17 protein-coding genes and 1 riboswitch are annotated in these 15,207 nt (G+C 48.7%); of the genes, 13 read left to right on the forward strand and 4 right to left on the reverse strand.

Annotated features, from left to right (window positions below; translation table 11 throughout):
• The first annotated feature begins 890 nt into the window (after positions 1 to 890).
• The 3 genes from A7Z29_RS06595 to A7Z29_RS06600 are packed head-to-tail and all read left to right on the forward strand — an operon-like array spanning position 891 to position 1,986.
• Positions 891 to 1,079 carry a hypothetical protein gene (locus tag A7Z29_RS06595; RefSeq protein ID WP_001306377.1) on the forward strand — a complete coding sequence of 63 codons (189 nt, stop codon included), beginning with the start codon at positions 891 to 893 and terminating at the stop codon, positions 1,077 to 1,079.
• Between the two features lie 19 nt (positions 1,080 to 1,098).
• Positions 1,099 to 1,269 (forward strand): hypothetical protein, encoded by a 171-nt coding sequence (locus A7Z29_RS23465; RefSeq protein ID WP_000005468.1) that lies wholly within the window; start codon positions 1,099 to 1,101, stop codon positions 1,267 to 1,269.
• A 54-nt stretch (positions 1,270 to 1,323) separates the two neighbouring features.
• Positions 1,324 to 1,986, forward strand: coding sequence for a helix-turn-helix domain-containing protein (locus A7Z29_RS06600; protein ID WP_021293134.1), 663 nt, complete (start codon positions 1,324 to 1,326; stop codon positions 1,984 to 1,986).
• 195 nt (positions 1,987 to 2,181) lie between these two features.
• Here A7Z29_RS06600 and A7Z29_RS06605 read toward each other — a convergent pair whose 3' ends face one another.
• On the reverse strand, positions 2,182 to 2,421 hold the full coding sequence (locus A7Z29_RS06605) for an HTH-like domain-containing protein (protein WP_032303346.1): 240 nt from the start codon (positions 2,419 to 2,421) through the stop codon (positions 2,182 to 2,184).
• 214 nt (positions 2,422 to 2,635) lie between these two features.
• Positions 2,636 to 2,732, forward strand: a riboswitch (TPP riboswitch).
• A 34-nt stretch (positions 2,733 to 2,766) separates the two neighbouring features.
• Between A7Z29_RS06605 and thiM the strand changes: the two genes are divergently transcribed.
• The 4 genes from thiM to A7Z29_RS06625 all read left to right on the forward strand — a co-directional run bounded on the left by thiM (position 2,767) and on the right by A7Z29_RS06625 (position 6,035).
• Positions 2,767 to 3,555 (forward strand): hydroxyethylthiazole kinase, encoded by a 789-nt coding sequence (thiM, locus tag A7Z29_RS06610; protein WP_085460887.1) that lies wholly within the window; start codon positions 2,767 to 2,769, stop codon positions 3,553 to 3,555.
• The gene (gene thiD, locus A7Z29_RS06615; protein ID WP_105289968.1) at positions 3,552 to 4,352 is read left to right on the forward strand and encodes a bifunctional hydroxymethylpyrimidine kinase/phosphomethylpyrimidine kinase; all 801 of its coding nucleotides are present in this window, start codon (positions 3,552 to 3,554) and stop codon (positions 4,350 to 4,352) included. The genes thiM and thiD overlap by 4 nt, the downstream gene beginning before the upstream one ends.
• 66 nt (positions 4,353 to 4,418) lie before the next feature.
• A complete protein-coding gene (locus A7Z29_RS06620) occupies positions 4,419 to 5,237 on the forward strand; it encodes a glycoside hydrolase family 25 protein (RefSeq protein WP_105289969.1) in 819 nt (272 codons plus the stop codon).
• Between the two features lie 51 nt (positions 5,238 to 5,288).
• Positions 5,289 to 6,035 carry a GntR family transcriptional regulator gene (locus A7Z29_RS06625; RefSeq protein WP_000434025.1) on the forward strand — a complete coding sequence of 249 codons (747 nt, stop codon included), beginning with the start codon at positions 5,289 to 5,291 and terminating at the stop codon, positions 6,033 to 6,035.
• Here the strand turns inward: A7Z29_RS06625 and A7Z29_RS06630 are convergent.
• Genes A7Z29_RS06630 through A7Z29_RS06640 form a run of 3 tightly spaced genes read right to left on the reverse strand, consistent with a single transcriptional unit; the run spans position 6,009 to position 9,249 of the window.
• Positions 6,009 to 6,974 (reverse strand): carbohydrate kinase family protein, encoded by a 966-nt coding sequence (locus tag A7Z29_RS06630; protein ID WP_105289970.1) that lies wholly within the window; start codon positions 6,972 to 6,974, stop codon positions 6,009 to 6,011. The two genes, A7Z29_RS06625 and A7Z29_RS06630, sit on opposite strands and share 27 nt — an antisense overlap.
• Entirely contained in the window at positions 6,971 to 7,975 is a 1,005-nt protein-coding gene (locus A7Z29_RS06635; RefSeq protein WP_105289971.1) for an ADP-ribosylglycohydrolase family protein, read from the reverse strand. Before A7Z29_RS06635 ends, A7Z29_RS06630 begins: the two co-directional genes overlap by 4 nt.
• Positions 7,972 to 9,249, reverse strand: a complete 1,278-nt coding sequence (locus A7Z29_RS06640; RefSeq protein WP_105289972.1) for a nucleoside permease — start codon at positions 9,247 to 9,249, stop codon at positions 7,972 to 7,974. The genes A7Z29_RS06635 and A7Z29_RS06640 overlap by 4 nt, the downstream gene beginning before the upstream one ends.
• A 255-nt stretch (positions 9,250 to 9,504) precedes the next feature.
• Between A7Z29_RS06640 and fbaB the strand changes: the two genes are divergently transcribed.
• From fbaB to A7Z29_RS06675, 6 genes are all read left to right on the forward strand, one after another.
• Complete coding sequence (gene fbaB / locus A7Z29_RS06645) at positions 9,505 to 10,557, forward strand: class I fructose-bisphosphate aldolase (RefSeq protein ID WP_105289973.1); 1,053 nt, start codon at positions 9,505 to 9,507, stop codon at positions 10,555 to 10,557.
• A gap of 320 nt (positions 10,558 to 10,877) precedes the next feature.
• Entirely contained in the window at positions 10,878 to 11,732 is an 855-nt protein-coding gene (locus A7Z29_RS06655; RefSeq protein ID WP_105289975.1) for a tagatose bisphosphate family class II aldolase, read from the forward strand.
• Positions 11,733 to 11,760: 28 nt separating this feature from the next.
• On the forward strand, positions 11,761 to 13,023 hold the full coding sequence (gene gatZ, locus A7Z29_RS06660) for a tagatose-bisphosphate aldolase subunit GatZ (protein WP_105289976.1): 1,263 nt from the start codon (positions 11,761 to 11,763) through the stop codon (positions 13,021 to 13,023).
• 12 nt (positions 13,024 to 13,035) lie between these two features.
• The gene (gatA, locus tag A7Z29_RS06665; RefSeq protein WP_085460879.1) at positions 13,036 to 13,488 is read left to right on the forward strand and encodes a PTS galactitol transporter subunit IIA; all 453 of its coding nucleotides are present in this window, start codon (positions 13,036 to 13,038) and stop codon (positions 13,486 to 13,488) included.
• Between the two features lie 31 nt (positions 13,489 to 13,519).
• Positions 13,520 to 13,804, forward strand: a complete 285-nt coding sequence (gene gatB / locus A7Z29_RS06670; RefSeq protein WP_000823282.1) for a PTS galactitol transporter subunit IIB — start codon at positions 13,520 to 13,522, stop codon at positions 13,802 to 13,804.
• A 3-nt stretch (positions 13,805 to 13,807) separates the two neighbouring features.
• Entirely contained in the window at positions 13,808 to 15,163 is a 1,356-nt protein-coding gene (locus A7Z29_RS06675; RefSeq protein WP_000490656.1) for a PTS galactitol transporter subunit IIC, read from the forward strand.
• Positions 15,164 to 15,207 lie beyond the last annotated feature (44 nt).

Raw genomic sequence — 15,207 nt, forward strand, 5'->3', positions numbered from 1 at the left:
GTAATTACTCGAAGAGAGAGCGGCTAAAGCTCAATTACACTCTGCTTTCCTCGTGTAATTTCACTAAGCCTCAATACAATTTCACTTCCTACATTCTGTAGTCGTGTAATAGTTTTCGGTGGGGAAAAGCCAGAGGCGACACCGAAAGAAAATTCTGATCTTATTAATCTTATCTATCTTAGTTAATCTTCTTACTTACTTTATCTACTTTATTATTAATAATAGCTTTATAAGCTCTCTGTGTAGCTCTCTGACGCAAGAAACAGCATTCAGGAAGGGAATCTCCTTAGAAAAGTGTTCTTTGCGTCATAATGTGTTTTATGAAGGATTCAGAGGTGTTTCATAACACAAGGTATAGAGGATATTTTAGTTAATTAAAAATAAGGGGTCTAAATGCTTCTCTAACAGCATTAAGCAGGGTAGAGAATGGAAACGCATTGCCTACATATATATAAACTCACTACAAGGCTTTACAGAGCGTTTTATAAAGTAACTAATCTAAGAACTCTCTGTTTTATATCTATCATCATCTTTCCATCATCTAACAAATACAAAATAAGTCTCTTAAATAAGCCTCTGGCGAGCTAAGCAGCCATTACATAAGGGAATGTATTGCTTTTATCAAAACTTCGTTAGAACGCGTTTTAGAGCGTTTTATACAATAAGGAAAAATAGGACCGTCCGCAAGAGCACGAATTGCTAAGAAAGAATGTAAGCGCATGAAAAACATCATATTTTCTATGAAAATGTATTGGCAAATGTTTCTTTATATGTAATAATAGGTATTAGAGAGACAGAAAAACATTCTTCTCTAAATAATCAAAATCAATGCACTTTGAAGCCGTCAGGCTTGCAAGGTGTTTTTCTTTTAACTGAATAAGGAGTTTTTTATGAAATGGTTTACACCGGAACACGTTGTAGAGGCATTTAAAAAAGGTGAGCTAACACGACATCAAGTAGTAATGAATCGTAATATGGCAAGGAGTCGAGGTTATCCAGAGCGTGAAAAATGTTTCGATGCAGCACTAAAAATTATTGATAAATTAAGAAAAAATGAAAAAGGATCTGAAACAGAGTAAAGAAGAGAAGGAGAAAACTATGAGCGAAACTACAGAAAAGAAAAGACAACCACGCACTTGCTTTCATATTCCTGATGAAGTATTTCAGGTGTTGTTTAAAGAAGCCAGAAGTAAACGTATCACTGTTACAGATTACATTCTTGATATGTTGAAAAGAGAGGCTGAAACACTCTCAAATAAAAGCAAGTGATTTTTATCACCATAGTAGCGCCGTAGAGCGTGATTACATCAAGGAGCTTTTTTAATGATTAAACATACAAAACCTTTTTTAGGAATAGATTATGACTTACTAGCAATCACTTCCCTAGTGATTAACGGCAAAACAAAAGAAGTAAAACTACATCATAAGATCATTTATTCTTATTTGTTAAGTTTATCTGGCACATATCAAAAGGTAACACCATCTTTGAAAGGTATTGGTGAGCGGTTAGGAGTAGGTACAGATCAGACGGTACGCCGTCATATCAAAGATCTTGTTTCTTTTGGATGGTTGAAGATTGAGGAAAGGGCAGGTAGCACAAATGCTTATATTGTCCTTCCTTATGAACAAGAAGCCCAGACACAACAAGAAGCTACCGTTAAAGCTGTTCAGGAACAGCTTCCCCCTACGGAAGATAATAAAGAGTTTTCTTTTGATGTTCTTGATGATTGGGATGCGCCTTTACCTTGGGAAATGGAAGAAACGCCATCTGATGAAAAGGTAGCTAATGATAATGAGGAGGATGTGTTAGAGAATTTTGCCTCTCTTATCATCCAGGAGAAACACACAAGAACAGGAGGGGCATCATTTATAGAATTTGCAACATCGTTAGCCTGTAAGCACAGGATAAAGCTACCAAATGGTATTGAGGCATATTTTGCTAAGAAACATCCCAAAGTATATGAAGACTTTGATATTCCATTTTAATAAGGAAGGTTATGATTCAATATTTAGTAAAAAATAAAGTAGAATTCATCTATTCCACTCTCTAAAAATCTCTCTGTGTAATATAAAATGAAAACATTATGGTATTAGCTATGTATTGGTTATTGTTCTTTCTGGCCTTAGAAACATATGCAAGTAAGTCTGGAAAACGAAAGTAATATATTGATGATTTGTTTGTTATAACTTCGTGGTGTCAAGTCCAGCAGCTTTGAGTCGCTCGGTAAGATTTCTCATTTTGCTGAACTCTGTACCAAAGCTGGCTTTAAGTCCTACACCTTCGCAAAACTCTTTTGCCGTGACGTTTTTAAGATGGTCAGCGTATTTGATCATCTGGAGGTGCATTTCCATCGTTTGGCTATTTCGTGGTGCGCTGCTAATGGCTTGCTTAATGTTCTCGTAGATCTGGGTTTCTGTCATTTTTTATCTCACCTATCAAATTTAGATAAATAATATAAATTAGCTAAATAAGATAATCAATAGTTTTTACCATATGAATAATGGATGTGGATTGTTTCTTTTTCATTTCTGATATGGAGTACAAAATGGGGTCACAATGAAGAAGCGATGAATGGAGGCGAGCTTGCATCTGCAAGCCACTTCCCCTAAGCTGGCACAAAATATAGAGATTCAACCAAACGACTCGGGGTGCCCTTCTGCGTGAAGGCTGAGAAATACCCGTATCACCTGATCTGGATAATGCCAGCGTAGGGAAGTCACAGACCGCCAGGTCATTGCTTCTTCACGTTATGGCAGGAGCAAATTATGCAAGTCGACCTGCTGAGTCCGGCGCAATCAGCGCCCGTGTTACACCTTTTTCACCAATATTCCCCCCTTGTGCATTGCATGACTAATGATGTGGTGCAAACCTTTACTGCCAATACTTTACTGGCGCTCGGCGCATCGCCAGCGATGGTTATCGAAACCGAAGAGGCCAGTCAGTTTGCGGCAATTGCCAGTGCTTTACTGATTAACGTTGGTACACTGACGCAGCCACGCGCACAGGCGATGCGTGCCGCCGTAGAACAGGCAACACGCTCCCAAACACCCTGGACACTTGACCCGGTCGCGGTTGGTGCACTCGATTATCGCCGCCGTTTTTGTCTGAAACTCCTGTCTCTTAAACCAAGCGCCATACGCGGTAATGCTTCGGAAATCATGGCATTAGCAGGCATCGCTAATGGTGGTCGTGGTGTGGATACCACTGACGCAGCAGCCAATGCGTTGCCCGCCGCACAAACTCTGGCACGGGAAACCGGCGCAATCGTCGTGGTCACTGGCGAGGTGGATTATGTTACTAATGGTCGTCGCACCGTTGGTATTCACGGCGGTGACCCGTTAATGACCAAAGTGGTGGGAACTGGCTGCGCATTATCGGCAGTTGTCGCTGCGAGCTGTGCATTACCGGGCGATACGCTGGAAAATGTTGCATCTGCCTGTCACTGGATGAAACAAGCCGGAGAACGCGCAGTCGTCAGAAGCGAAGGGCCGGGCAGTTTTGTTCCACATTTCCTTGATGCGCTCTGGCAGCTGACGCAGGAGGTGCAGGCATGAAACGGATTAACGCTCTGACCATTGCTGGTACAGATCCGAGCGGTGGTGCGGGGATTCAGGCCGATCTTAAAACCTTCTCGGCACTTGGCGCTTATGGTTGCTCAGTTATTACTGCACTGGTGGCGCAAAATACCCGTGGCGTACAGTCGGTGTATCGCATTGATCCTGATTTTGTCGCCGCCCAGCTCGATTCGGTGTTCAGCGATGTGCGAATCGACACCACCAAAATCGGCATGTTGGCAGAAACCGATATCGTTGAATCGGTGGCGGAACGGCTGCAACGTTATCAGATCCAAAACGTGGTGCTGGATACCGTCATGCTGGCGAAAAGCGGCGACCCGCTGCTTTCACCTTCGGCGGTAGCCACGCTACGTAGTCGATTATTGCCACAGGTTTCATTAATTACACCGAACTTGCCGGAAGCAGCCGCTTTGCTCGATGCGCCACACGCGCGTAATGAACAGGAAATGCTGGAGCAGGGACGTGAATTATTGGCGATGGGCTGTGGCGCTGTGCTAATGAAAGGCGGTCATCTGGATGATGAACAAAGCCCGGACTGGCTGTTTACCCGCGACGGTGAACAACGTTTTACCGCACCGCGCATTATGACCAAAAACACCCACGGCACCGGTTGTACGCTCTCTGCGGCACTGGCGGCGTTGCGTCCGCGCCATACAAACTGGGGCGACACCGTACAGGAGGCAAAAAGCTGGCTGTCGGCAGCGTTAGCCCAGGCCGACACGCTGGAAGTCGGTCACGGGATTGGTCCGGTTCACCACTTCCACGCCTGGTGGTAAGCGCCGTACTATAGCTGCTTTGGTTATTGTCAGCTTTTTTTGTGCTGAAATTCAGGGATGAAACCAATGCAGCTAAAAATCGTCAGTCGCAAAAAATTCACCGCCTTGTTATGCGCTTTGGGGCTAATTTCCATCGTGGCGATTTATCCCCGCCAGACGGTGAATTTTTTCTATTCGACAGCAATTCAGATCAAAGACTACATCCACTTCTACGGTTATCGCCCGGTTAAATCTTTCGCTATTCGCATACCTGCCAGTTACACCATTCATGGTATTGATGTTTCACGCTGGCAGGAGCGGATCGACTGGCAGCGTGTTGCAAAAATGCGCGACAACGGTATCCGCTTACAGTTTGCTTTTATTAAGGCTACGGAAGGCGAAAAGCTGGTTGACCCGTATTTTTCGCGCAACTGGCAAAGAAGCCGCGAAAATGGCCTGCTGCGTGGGGCGTATCACTATTTTTCTCCGTCGGTATCCGCTTCAGTTCAGGCCAGATTATTTCTGCAAACGGTGGATTTTGCCCACGGCGATTTCCCTGCCGTGCTGGACGTAGAAGAGCGAGGAAAATTATCGGCAAAAGAATTACGCAATCGGGTCAGTCAGTGGCTAAAAATGGTCGAAAAAAGCACGGGAAAAAAGCCGATTATTTATGCTGGCGCGACGTTTTATCACACGAATCTGGCGGGCCATTTCAATGAATATCCGTGGTGGGTGGCTCACTATTATCAACGTCGTCCGGACAATGACGGAATGGCCTGGCGCTTCTGGCAGCATTCCGACCGTGGACAGGTAGATGGCATTAATGGTTCGGTGGATTTTAATGTGTTTAATGGCACGGCGGAGGAGTTGCAGGCATTCGTTGATGGGATTAAAGAAACGCCTTAAATAAGAAGCAGTGATATACTCCCACCAGACTCCCCGGCAGGAAAAAGACAAATGGAACAAGCGCATACCCAGCTTATTGCCCAACTGAATGAACGTATTTTAGCGGCGGACAACACGCCGCTTTATATTAAGTTTGCCGAAACGGTAAAAAATGCCGTGCGTAGCGGGGTGCTGGAGCATGGCAATATTTTGCCCGGCGAACGCGATTTAAGTCAGTTAACCGGCGTTTCGCGCATTACGGTGCGCAAGGCGATGCAGGCGCTGGAAGAAGAGGGCGTGGTGACGCGTTCGCGTGGTTACGGCACGCAGATCAACAACATCTTCGAATACTCGTTAAAAGAAGCGCGAGGCTTTTCGCAGCAGGTGGTGTTGCGCGGTAAAAAGCCCGACACGCTGTGGGTTAACAAGCGAGTGGTAGAGTGCCCTGAAGAAGTCGCGCAGCAGCTGGCGGTTGAAGCAGGAAGTGATGTCTTCTTGCTTAAGCGCATTCGCTACGTGGATGAAGAAGCGGTATCGATTGAGGAGTCGTGGGTTCCTGCGCATTTAATTCATGATGTTGATGCCATCGGTATTTCTCTCTATGACTACTTTCGCAGTCAGCATATTTTTCCAAAGCGTACCCGTTCCCGCGTTAGCGCCCGAATGCCGGATGCCGAGTTTCAGTCACATATTCAGTTAGATAGCAAAATACCGGTGCTGGTGATCAAGCAAGTGGCGCTTGACCAACAGCAACGGCCTATTGAGTACAGCATCAGTCACTGTCGCAGCGATCTATACGTTTTTGTGTGCGAGGAGTAGTTCCTCGCGCGTTGGCGCGCAATCACCGCCGCGATGTCCGACAACCCACGATGCCACCGCATTACCCAGCAGCACTGCGTCTGCCAGCGGTAAACCGGAGGCCAGCCCGGCAAGTACGCCACCTGCATGACTGTCGCCTGCACCAATCGTATCAACGACTTGCGTGGGAAATGCCGGAACGCAGCCAGAAGCGCCGTTGCTGAAATACCAGGCACCTTCTTTATCCAGACGAACGATCAATGGCGCGGAAAATTTCTCCTGCCACTGCTTGCCAAGTGTTGTTATATCTGCGGATAAAGCAAAACGTTCGGCAGCAATCTCAGCCTCCTGGCGATTAAGCGACACCAGCGGTCGACAAGCCATGATCCGCGCCAGTAATGCATCCGGGATATCGCCAATACGAGGGCCAAAATCGATAAACGGCGTCACGTCTTGCAGTCCCTCCAGCCAATCCACTAACAATTCGCCGCAGGGCGAGGCCAGTTGATAACCGGAAAAATAGAGCAGGCTGCCAGGCGCAACGGTTAATCGCGCCAGCCACTGGTGATTCCACTGATTTTCCACACCGCTGAACGACATAAAAGTGCGTTCGCCATCCGGCTCAACCAGCGCCAGACACCAGCCGTTATCACCTTCGGCGTTATCGATCAGGCTGATTAAGCCCTCTTTTGCCATCCGGTTGCGAATAATCTCCGCCCACACCCCCTGACCGAGCGGCAGGGCGTTACCCGCTTCGATACCGAGGCGCTTTAACGCTACGGCAATGTTCAACGCACAGCCGCCAACATTTACGCTCTGCTGTTTCAGTTCGATATCGCACCCGCGCCAGGGCAGGGCGTAAGCGTCGGCGATCACATCAATGACCGCCGCGCCAATTACCATAACCGGCTGACGCGTGGTTAATTCAGGCAGCTGCGTGTGTAATCGAGCGCCGCTCATACCGCCTCCCGTTGTTGGCGATATTTCGCCAGCGCCGTGGCATAGCGGTTGAAATCAAGCTGATTTACCGCATCCAGTTCCGCCTTTAACGTAGGATCGATAGCCTTAACGCCATGCAACGCGCCGCAAATCGCCGTCGCCATAGCACCGATGGTGTCTGTGTCGCCGCCAAGGTTAGCGCACAGGACGGCGCAGCGGTTAGGATCGGTTTGTGCCAGTTCAACCAGCGCAATGGCGCATGGAACGGACTCGATAGTGCTGGTGCCCGCGCCAATCACCTGGTAAAGCTGTTCGCTGGCGGATTCGGTGCCGTCGGCGTGACGAACAATCTTCAGCGCAATCTCCAGACGCGCCGCCAGTGAGGCGCTGAACGTGGTAATGCGTTTTTGTTGAGCATGTCGCGCAATCGAAGGCAGTGAATCAACAATCGCTGACCAGCTTTCTCCGTCAATGGCACGAGAAATCGCCCATGCGATGACTACCGCGCCTGCAACCGCCAGATCGGATTTGTGGGTCGGGCTGGATGCCAGCGCCACATCATCAATAAAGGAATCAACATTGCGCGCCGGAAGTAAACAACCCAATGGTGAGACGCGCATCGCGGCACCGTTGGTCACGCCATTGTTTTCCAGTTCAGCAACGGGCTTTCCGTCGCGAATGGCGTTAAGCGCAATTTTTGAGGTCGGGCCAAGCACGTTTTTGTTGAAAGCGTCGAAACGCAGCGCCCAGTCGAGAATATTACGCCCAATCAGATCCGGGTCTATCTCGCCTTCACGTTCCAGCAGCGCATCCGCCAGACACAGCGCCATCGAGGTATCATCGGTGAATTCGGCGCGGTTAAAATAACAGGCCGCGTTATTCTCCTTTGGTCCAGGCAGAAATCGGTCAATCCAGCCAAAGTGTGCTTTGACGCGGGAACGAGGCCAAAGCTCGGAGGGCATCCCCATCGCATCCCCTAACGCCTGCCCATAAAGAGCACCGAGAATACGTTCTGTTTTCATTTTGCTTCCTCTTGTGTCAACGCAATATCGCGATCATCGACCTTGATAGCCGTAATTTCGTTGTCTGATTCGCGGAAAAAAATCATGAACAGCACGGCGATAATGGCAATCATCACCGCGCCGAAAGTCCACATTCCAGCCCAGTTGAAAGTCAGTCCGTTTACCGGCTCCTGATAAGCGAACATCTTTTCCATCATCACGCCGCCAAGACGATAACCAAGCAAACTGCCGAAGCCCTGGCAGCAGAGTGTGATCAGCCCCTGCGCGGCGGTACGCATATGCACGGGGGCTTTTTTATCGACATAGATGTAGGCGGTAACGTAGTAAAAATCGTAACTTACGCCGTGCAGCAAAATGCCGAGGAATAATAGCGCGTAGGTGAAATATTCATCCGCACTGCCGTAAATAAAGAAGCCATAGCGAATTGCGGCAGTGACCAGACCAAGCAATAATACCTTTTTGATACCAAAGCGTTTAGTGAAAAACGGCAATGCCAGCATAAAGAAGATTTCAGAGAACTGGCCGAGCGTCATCCAGCCGGTGGCGTTTTTCATGCCGACTTCGGTCAGATAACCGTTGGCAAAGATGTAATAGAACGCCAGTGGCATCGCAAACAAGAATGAACAGAAGAAAAAGACGAGGAAGTTTTTATCGCGCAGCAGGATCAGCGCATCCAGGCCGAGCATGACTTTAATGTCCATTTTGCCGGTGCTTTTTGGCGGTGTGTCGGGCAGGAAAAACGCAAACACACCGAGCAGAGCAGAACTTCCGGCGGTAATCAGCAGCGGGATGTTAGTCGGTGAGATATCGGCATACCCCAGCATTTGCGGCAAGAATCCACATGCCAGACCAGAGGCAATCCAGCCGATAGTGCCCATCACACGAATGCGCGGGAAATCACGCTCCACATCCGGCACGTTGGCAAAAGCGATACTGTTAGTCAGCGCAATGGTCGGCATATAGGTTAGCGAGTAGGCCAGCAGTAACGGGAAGAACCCGGCAAAAGTGGTCTGTTGCGCGGCGAAATACATCAGCACCGCACCAGCGAACATCAATACCGCCAGCACTTTCTGCGCCGAGAAAAAGCGGTCAGTGATGGAGCCAACCAGAATCGGCGACAGGATCGCCGCAATGGCAGTACAGGCATACGACCAGCCAATCTCTCCGGCACTAAAACCACTTTTACTTAACCACAACCACAATGGCACAAACCACGCGCCCCAGATAAACCATTCAACAAACATCATGAACGACAGCTTTGCTGTTGTTTTCATCTTTTAATTCCTTCATGACAGGTAATGTAAGGTACGCGCTGACAATACCACCTAATAATACCTTTTAAATACCTTTGCGATGAAAACTTGACCGCTGTAACACTTTTTTTGATGAATCGAGCCAACAGAAAACGCTGAAAAAACATCCTGAGAATGGAAAAAATAGCCCGTAACGACCAGGATTATGATTGCCCGCAAAGGCGGGCCAGGACAATCCATAGCCGATATCCAATCGGAATTTACGGGAGCATAGTAATGACAGATATTGCGCAGTTGCTTGGCAAAGATGCCGACAACCTTTTACAGCATCGTTGTATGACTATTCCTTCTGACCAGCTTTATCTCCCCGGACATGACTACGTAGATCGCGTGATGATTGACAATAATCGCCCGCCAGCGGTGTTACGTAATATGCAGACGCTGTACAACACCGGGCGTCTGGCGGGAACGGGATACCTTTCCATTTTGCCGGTTGATCAGGGCGTCGAGCACTCTGCCGGAGCTTCATTTGCCGCTAACCCGCTCTACTTTGATCCGAAAAATATTGTTGAGCTGGCGATTGAAGCGGGCTGTAACTGTGTGGCGTCAACTTACGGCGTGCTGGCATCGGTATCGCGGCGTTACGCGCACCGCATTCCGTTCCTCGTCAAACTCAACCATAACGAGACGCTAAGTTACCCGAACACCTACGATCAAACGCTATATGCCAGCGTAGAGCAGGCGTTCAATATGGGCGCGGTGGCGGTTGGTGCGACCATTTATTTTGGCTCAGAAGAGTCACGTCGCCAGATTGAAGAAATTTCTGCGGCCTTTGAACGTGCGCATGAACTGGGCATGGTGACCGTGCTGTGGGCCTATTTGCGTAATTCCGCCTTTAAGAAAGAGGGCGTTGATTACCACGTTTCCGCCGACCTGACCGGTCAGGCGAACCATCTGGCGGCGACCATTGGCGCGGACATCGTCAAACAGAAAATGGCGGAAAATAACGGCGGCTATAAAGCGATTAATTACGGCTACACCGACGATCGCGTGTACAGCAAGCTGACCAGCGAAAACCCGATTGATCTGGTGCGTTATCAGTTAGCTAACTGCTATATGGGGCGCGCAGGGTTGATAAACTCCGGCGGTGCTGCAGGCGGTGAAACTGACCTTAGCGATGCGGTGCGTACTGCGGTTATCAACAAACGCGCAGGCGGAATGGGGCTGATCCTCGGACGTAAAGCGTTCAAGAAATTGATGGCCGACGGCGTGAAACTGATTAACGCCGTGCAGGACGTTTATCTTGATAGCAAAATTACTATCGCCTGATACGTTTTAAACGAACAGCACTGCCCCGTAGGCCGGAAAAGGCGTTCACGCCGCATCTGGCAACCTATGCCTGATGCGACGCAGAAGCGTATTATCATGCCTACACACAGCACTACCCCGTAGGTCGGATAAGGCGTTCACGCCGCATCCGGCATAAAACCACTCGCACTTTGTTACGGCTTCCCCACGGGAGGCCTTTTTTTTGTCTGTTATTGCTGGATTAATTTTCATTTTGTCGTTTTTGTGATCGTTATCTCGACATTTAAAAACAAATAATTTCATTATATTTTGAAATCGAAAGAAAACGACAGGATATGAAAATGTGCGTGGTATCGACAAAGCAGATGCTGAACAACGCGCAGCGCGGCGGCTACGCGGTTCCGGCATTCAATATTCACAATCTCGAAACGATGCAGGTGGTGGTGGAAAGCGCAGCCAGCCTGAATGCGCCGGTCATCATCGCCGGAACGCCAGGTACATTTAACCATGCCGGAACAGAAAACTTACTGGCGCTGGTTAGCGCGATGGCGAAGCAGTATCACCATCCGCTGGCGATTCACCTTGACCATCACACAAAGTTTGAAGATATCGCTCAGAAAGTGCGCTCCGGCGTGCGCTCAGTAATGATTGACGCCTCGCATTTGCCTTATGCGCAAAATATTTCACGGGTCAAAGAGGTGGTGGATTTTTGCCATCGCTTTGATGTCAGCGTCGAAGCGGAGCTGGGGCAACTTGGCGGCCAGGAAGATGATGTGCAAGTCAATGAAGCCGATGCGTTGTACACCAACCCCGTACAGGCGCGTGAATATGCCGAGGCAACCGGGATTGATTCCCTGGCGGTCGCAATCGGCACCGCTCACGGTATGTATGCCAGCGCACCGGCGCTGGATTTCTCCCGCCTTGAGGCCATTCGTCAGCAGGTTGCGCTACCGCTGGTACTGCATGGTGCGTCGGGACTGTCTTCTGCGGACATTCGTCAAAGCATTAACCTGGGAATTTGCAAAATCAATGTCGCGACGGAGCTGAAAAATGCCTTCTCGCAGGCGTTAAAACGTTATCTGACGGAGCATCCAGAGGCGACCGATCCCCGGGATTATTTACAGTCGGCAAAATTCGCAATGCGCGATGTGGTGCGCAAAGTGATTGCCGATTGCGGCTGCGAAGGCAGGGCATAACGCATCTGCCATTTAACAAGGAAAAACCATGAAAACGTTAATTGCCCGGCATAAAGCCGGTGAACATATCGGAATTTGTTCAGTCTGTTCGGCGCATCCGTTGGTTATTGAAGCGGCGCTGGCTTTCGATCTCAACAGCACACGCAAAGTGCTGATTGAAGCAACGTCAAACCAGGTCAATCAATTTGGCGGTTATACCGGAATGACACCGGCAGATTTTCGCGAATTTGTTTTTGCGATTGCCGATAGAGTTGGGTTTGCGCGCGAGCGCATTATTCTCGGCGGTGATCATCTGGGGCCAAACTGCTGGCAGCAAGAAAATGCGGATGCGGCGATGGAAAAATCCGTCGAGCTGGTAAAGGCATATGTTCGTGCCGGTTTCAGTAAAATTCATCTTGATGCGTCAATGTCCTGTGCGGGTGATCCTGTACCGTTAGCGCCAGAAACGGTAGCTGAACGTGCCGCTGTACTTTGCTTTGCTGCGGAAAGCGTGGCGACAGATGACCAGCGTGAACAACTGACTTATGTGATTGGCACCGAAGTTCCGGTTCCGGGCGGTGAGGCCAGCGCCATTCAGTCGGTGCACATCACAAAGGTAGAAGATGCTGCCAATACTTTACGCACACATCAAAAAGCGTTTATTGCCCGTGGCCTGACAGAGGCGTTAACGCGCGTGATTGCGATAGTGGTACAGCCTGGCGTTGAATTTGATCACAGCAATATTATCCATTATCAGCCGCAAGAAGCGCAGGCGCTGGCGCAATGGATAGAAAACAGCAAAATGGTTTATGAAGCACATTCCACCGATTACCAGACCCGGACGGCTTATTGGGAATTAGTCCGCGATCACTTTGCAATTTTGAAAGTAGGGCCAGCATTAACCTTTGCTTTACGTGAGGCGATATTTGCGCTGGCACAAATTGAGCAGGAACTTATCGCGCCGGAAAATCGCAGCAGTTGTCTTGACGTGATTGAAGAAGTCATGCTCGACGAACCGCAATACTGGAAAAAATATTACCGTACTGGATTTAACGATTCTTTACTGGATATTCGTTATAGCCTTTCTGATCGTATCCGTTATTACTGGCCGCATAGCCGAATTAAAAATAGCGTCGAGATGATGATGGCGAACCTTGACTGTGTCGAAATTCCACTGGGTATAATTAGTCAGTATTTACCAAAGCAATTTGAACGCATCCAGAGTGAGGAACTCAAGGCGATACCACATCAGCTTATTATGGATAAAATTTTTGATGTTCTGCGCGCCTATCGTTACGGTTGTGCAAAATAATAAGGATGTAATATGACAAAGTTATTTGTTCGTAGCGGAATTTCTTTTGCCAATCGCCGCGAAGCACTAACCCATATTGGCAACGAAATGGTCGCACAAGGCGTTGTTCATGACTCCTGGCCGCAGGCATTAATTGGCAGAGAAGCGGAGTTCCCCACCGGGATCATGCTGGAACAGCACGCCATTGCAATACCGCACTGCGAGGCGATTCATGCAAAAACGTCAGCCATTTATCTGTTAAGACTCGCGGATAAAATCAATTTTCAGCAAGCCGATGATGATAATGAAGTGGCGGTTTCATTAATCATCGCCCTGATTGTAGAAAATCCACAGCAGCAACTGAAACTTTTACGCCGTTTATTTGGCAAGCTGCAACAACCCGATGTGGTCGAAACGCTTATCAGCATTCCTGAAGTGCAATTAATGGAATATTTCAAAACATCTGTTTTAGATTCAAATGAATAAAATCCCTCTGTACTAATAAAAAGGACTATTTATGAAACGCAAGATTATTGTCGCTTGCGGAGGCGCGGTTGCGACTTCTACGATGGCGGCGGAAGAAATTAAAGAGCTGTGTCAGAGCCATAATATCCCTGTTGAATTAATCCAGTGTCGGGTTAATGAAATAGAAACTTATATGGATGGAGTCCATCTGATTTGTACGACTGCCAAAGTTGACCGCAGTTTTGGTGATATTCCGTTAGTTCACGGTATGCCTTTTGTTTCTGGTGTAGGGATCGAAGCATTACAAAATAAAATTCTGACTATCTTACAGGGGTGACCTATGTTTTCAGAAGTCATGCGTTATATTCTCGACCTTGGCCCTACGGTCATGTTGCCGATTGTCATTATTATTTTTTCAAAAATATTAGGCATGAAAGCAGGCGATTGCTTTAAAGCGGGTCTGCATATCGGGATTGGCTTTGTTGGCATCGGTCTGGTGATTGGCTTAATGCTGGATTCCATTGGCCCGGCGGCGAAAGCGATGGCGGAAAATTTCGACTTAAATCTGCATGTGGTCGATGTCGGCTGGCCGGGATCATCTCCAATGACCTGGGCGTCGCAAATTGCGCTGGTGGCTATTCCGATTGCGATTCTGGTTAACGTGGCAATGCTGCTCACGCGTATGACGCGGGTAGTGAATGTCGATATCTGGAATATCTGGCATATGACCTTCACCGGCGCGTTGCTGCATCTGGCGACGGGTTCATGGATGATTGGCATCGCGGGTGTGGTGATTCACGCAGCGTTTGTTTATAAGCTGGGCGACTGGTTTGCACGCGATACCCGTGATTTCTTTGAGCTGGAAGGCATTGCCATTCCGCACGGCACATCGGCGTATATGGGGCCGATTGCGGTGCTGGTCGATGCCATTATCGAAAAAATCCCTGGTATTAACCGAATAAAATTTAGCGCCGACGATATTCAGCGCAAATTTGGCCCTTTTGGCGAACCGGTCACTGTGGGTTTTGTGATGGGACTGATTATCGGCATTCTTGCCGGTTACGATGTCAAAGGTGTATTGCAACTGGCAGTAAAAACGGCAGCGGTGATGCTGCTGATGCCACGGGTGATCAAGCCCATCATGGATGGTTTAACACCCATCGCGAAGCAGGCGCGTAGCCGTTTACAGGCGAAGTTCGGCGGTCAGGAGTTTTTGATTGGGCTTGATCCGGCGTTGCTGCTGGGGCATACGGCTGTGGTGTCGGCAAGCCTGATTTTTATCCCGCTCACTATATTGATTGCCGTTTGTGTGCCGGGTAATCAGGTGCTGCCGTTTGGTGACCTTGCCACCATCGGCTTCTTTGTAGCGATGGCGGTCGCGGTGCATCGTGGAAACCTGTTCCGCACCCTGATCTCAGGCATCATCATTATGAGCATCACCCTGTGGATTGCGACGCAAACTATTGGCCTGCATACCCAACTGGCTGCCAATGCGGGCGCGTTAAAAGCCGGAGGCATGGTGGCCTCGATGGATCAGGGCGGTTCACCCATCACCTGGTTACTGATTCAGGTTTTCTCCCCGCAGAATATCCCCGGTTTCATTATTATCGGTGCTATTTATCTCACCGGTATTTTTATGACCTGGCGTCGGGCGCGCGGTGTTATTAACAAAGATAAAGCTGCTGTCGCACAATAAATTATACCCAAGGGGGAGAATATCCCCCTTTATCACTCAGGAGT

Origin of the sequence: Escherichia sp. MOD1-EC6842, assembly GCF_002965705.1 — a bacterium.
Taxonomy (GTDB): domain Bacteria; phylum Pseudomonadota; class Gammaproteobacteria; order Enterobacterales; family Enterobacteriaceae; genus Escherichia; species Escherichia ruysiae.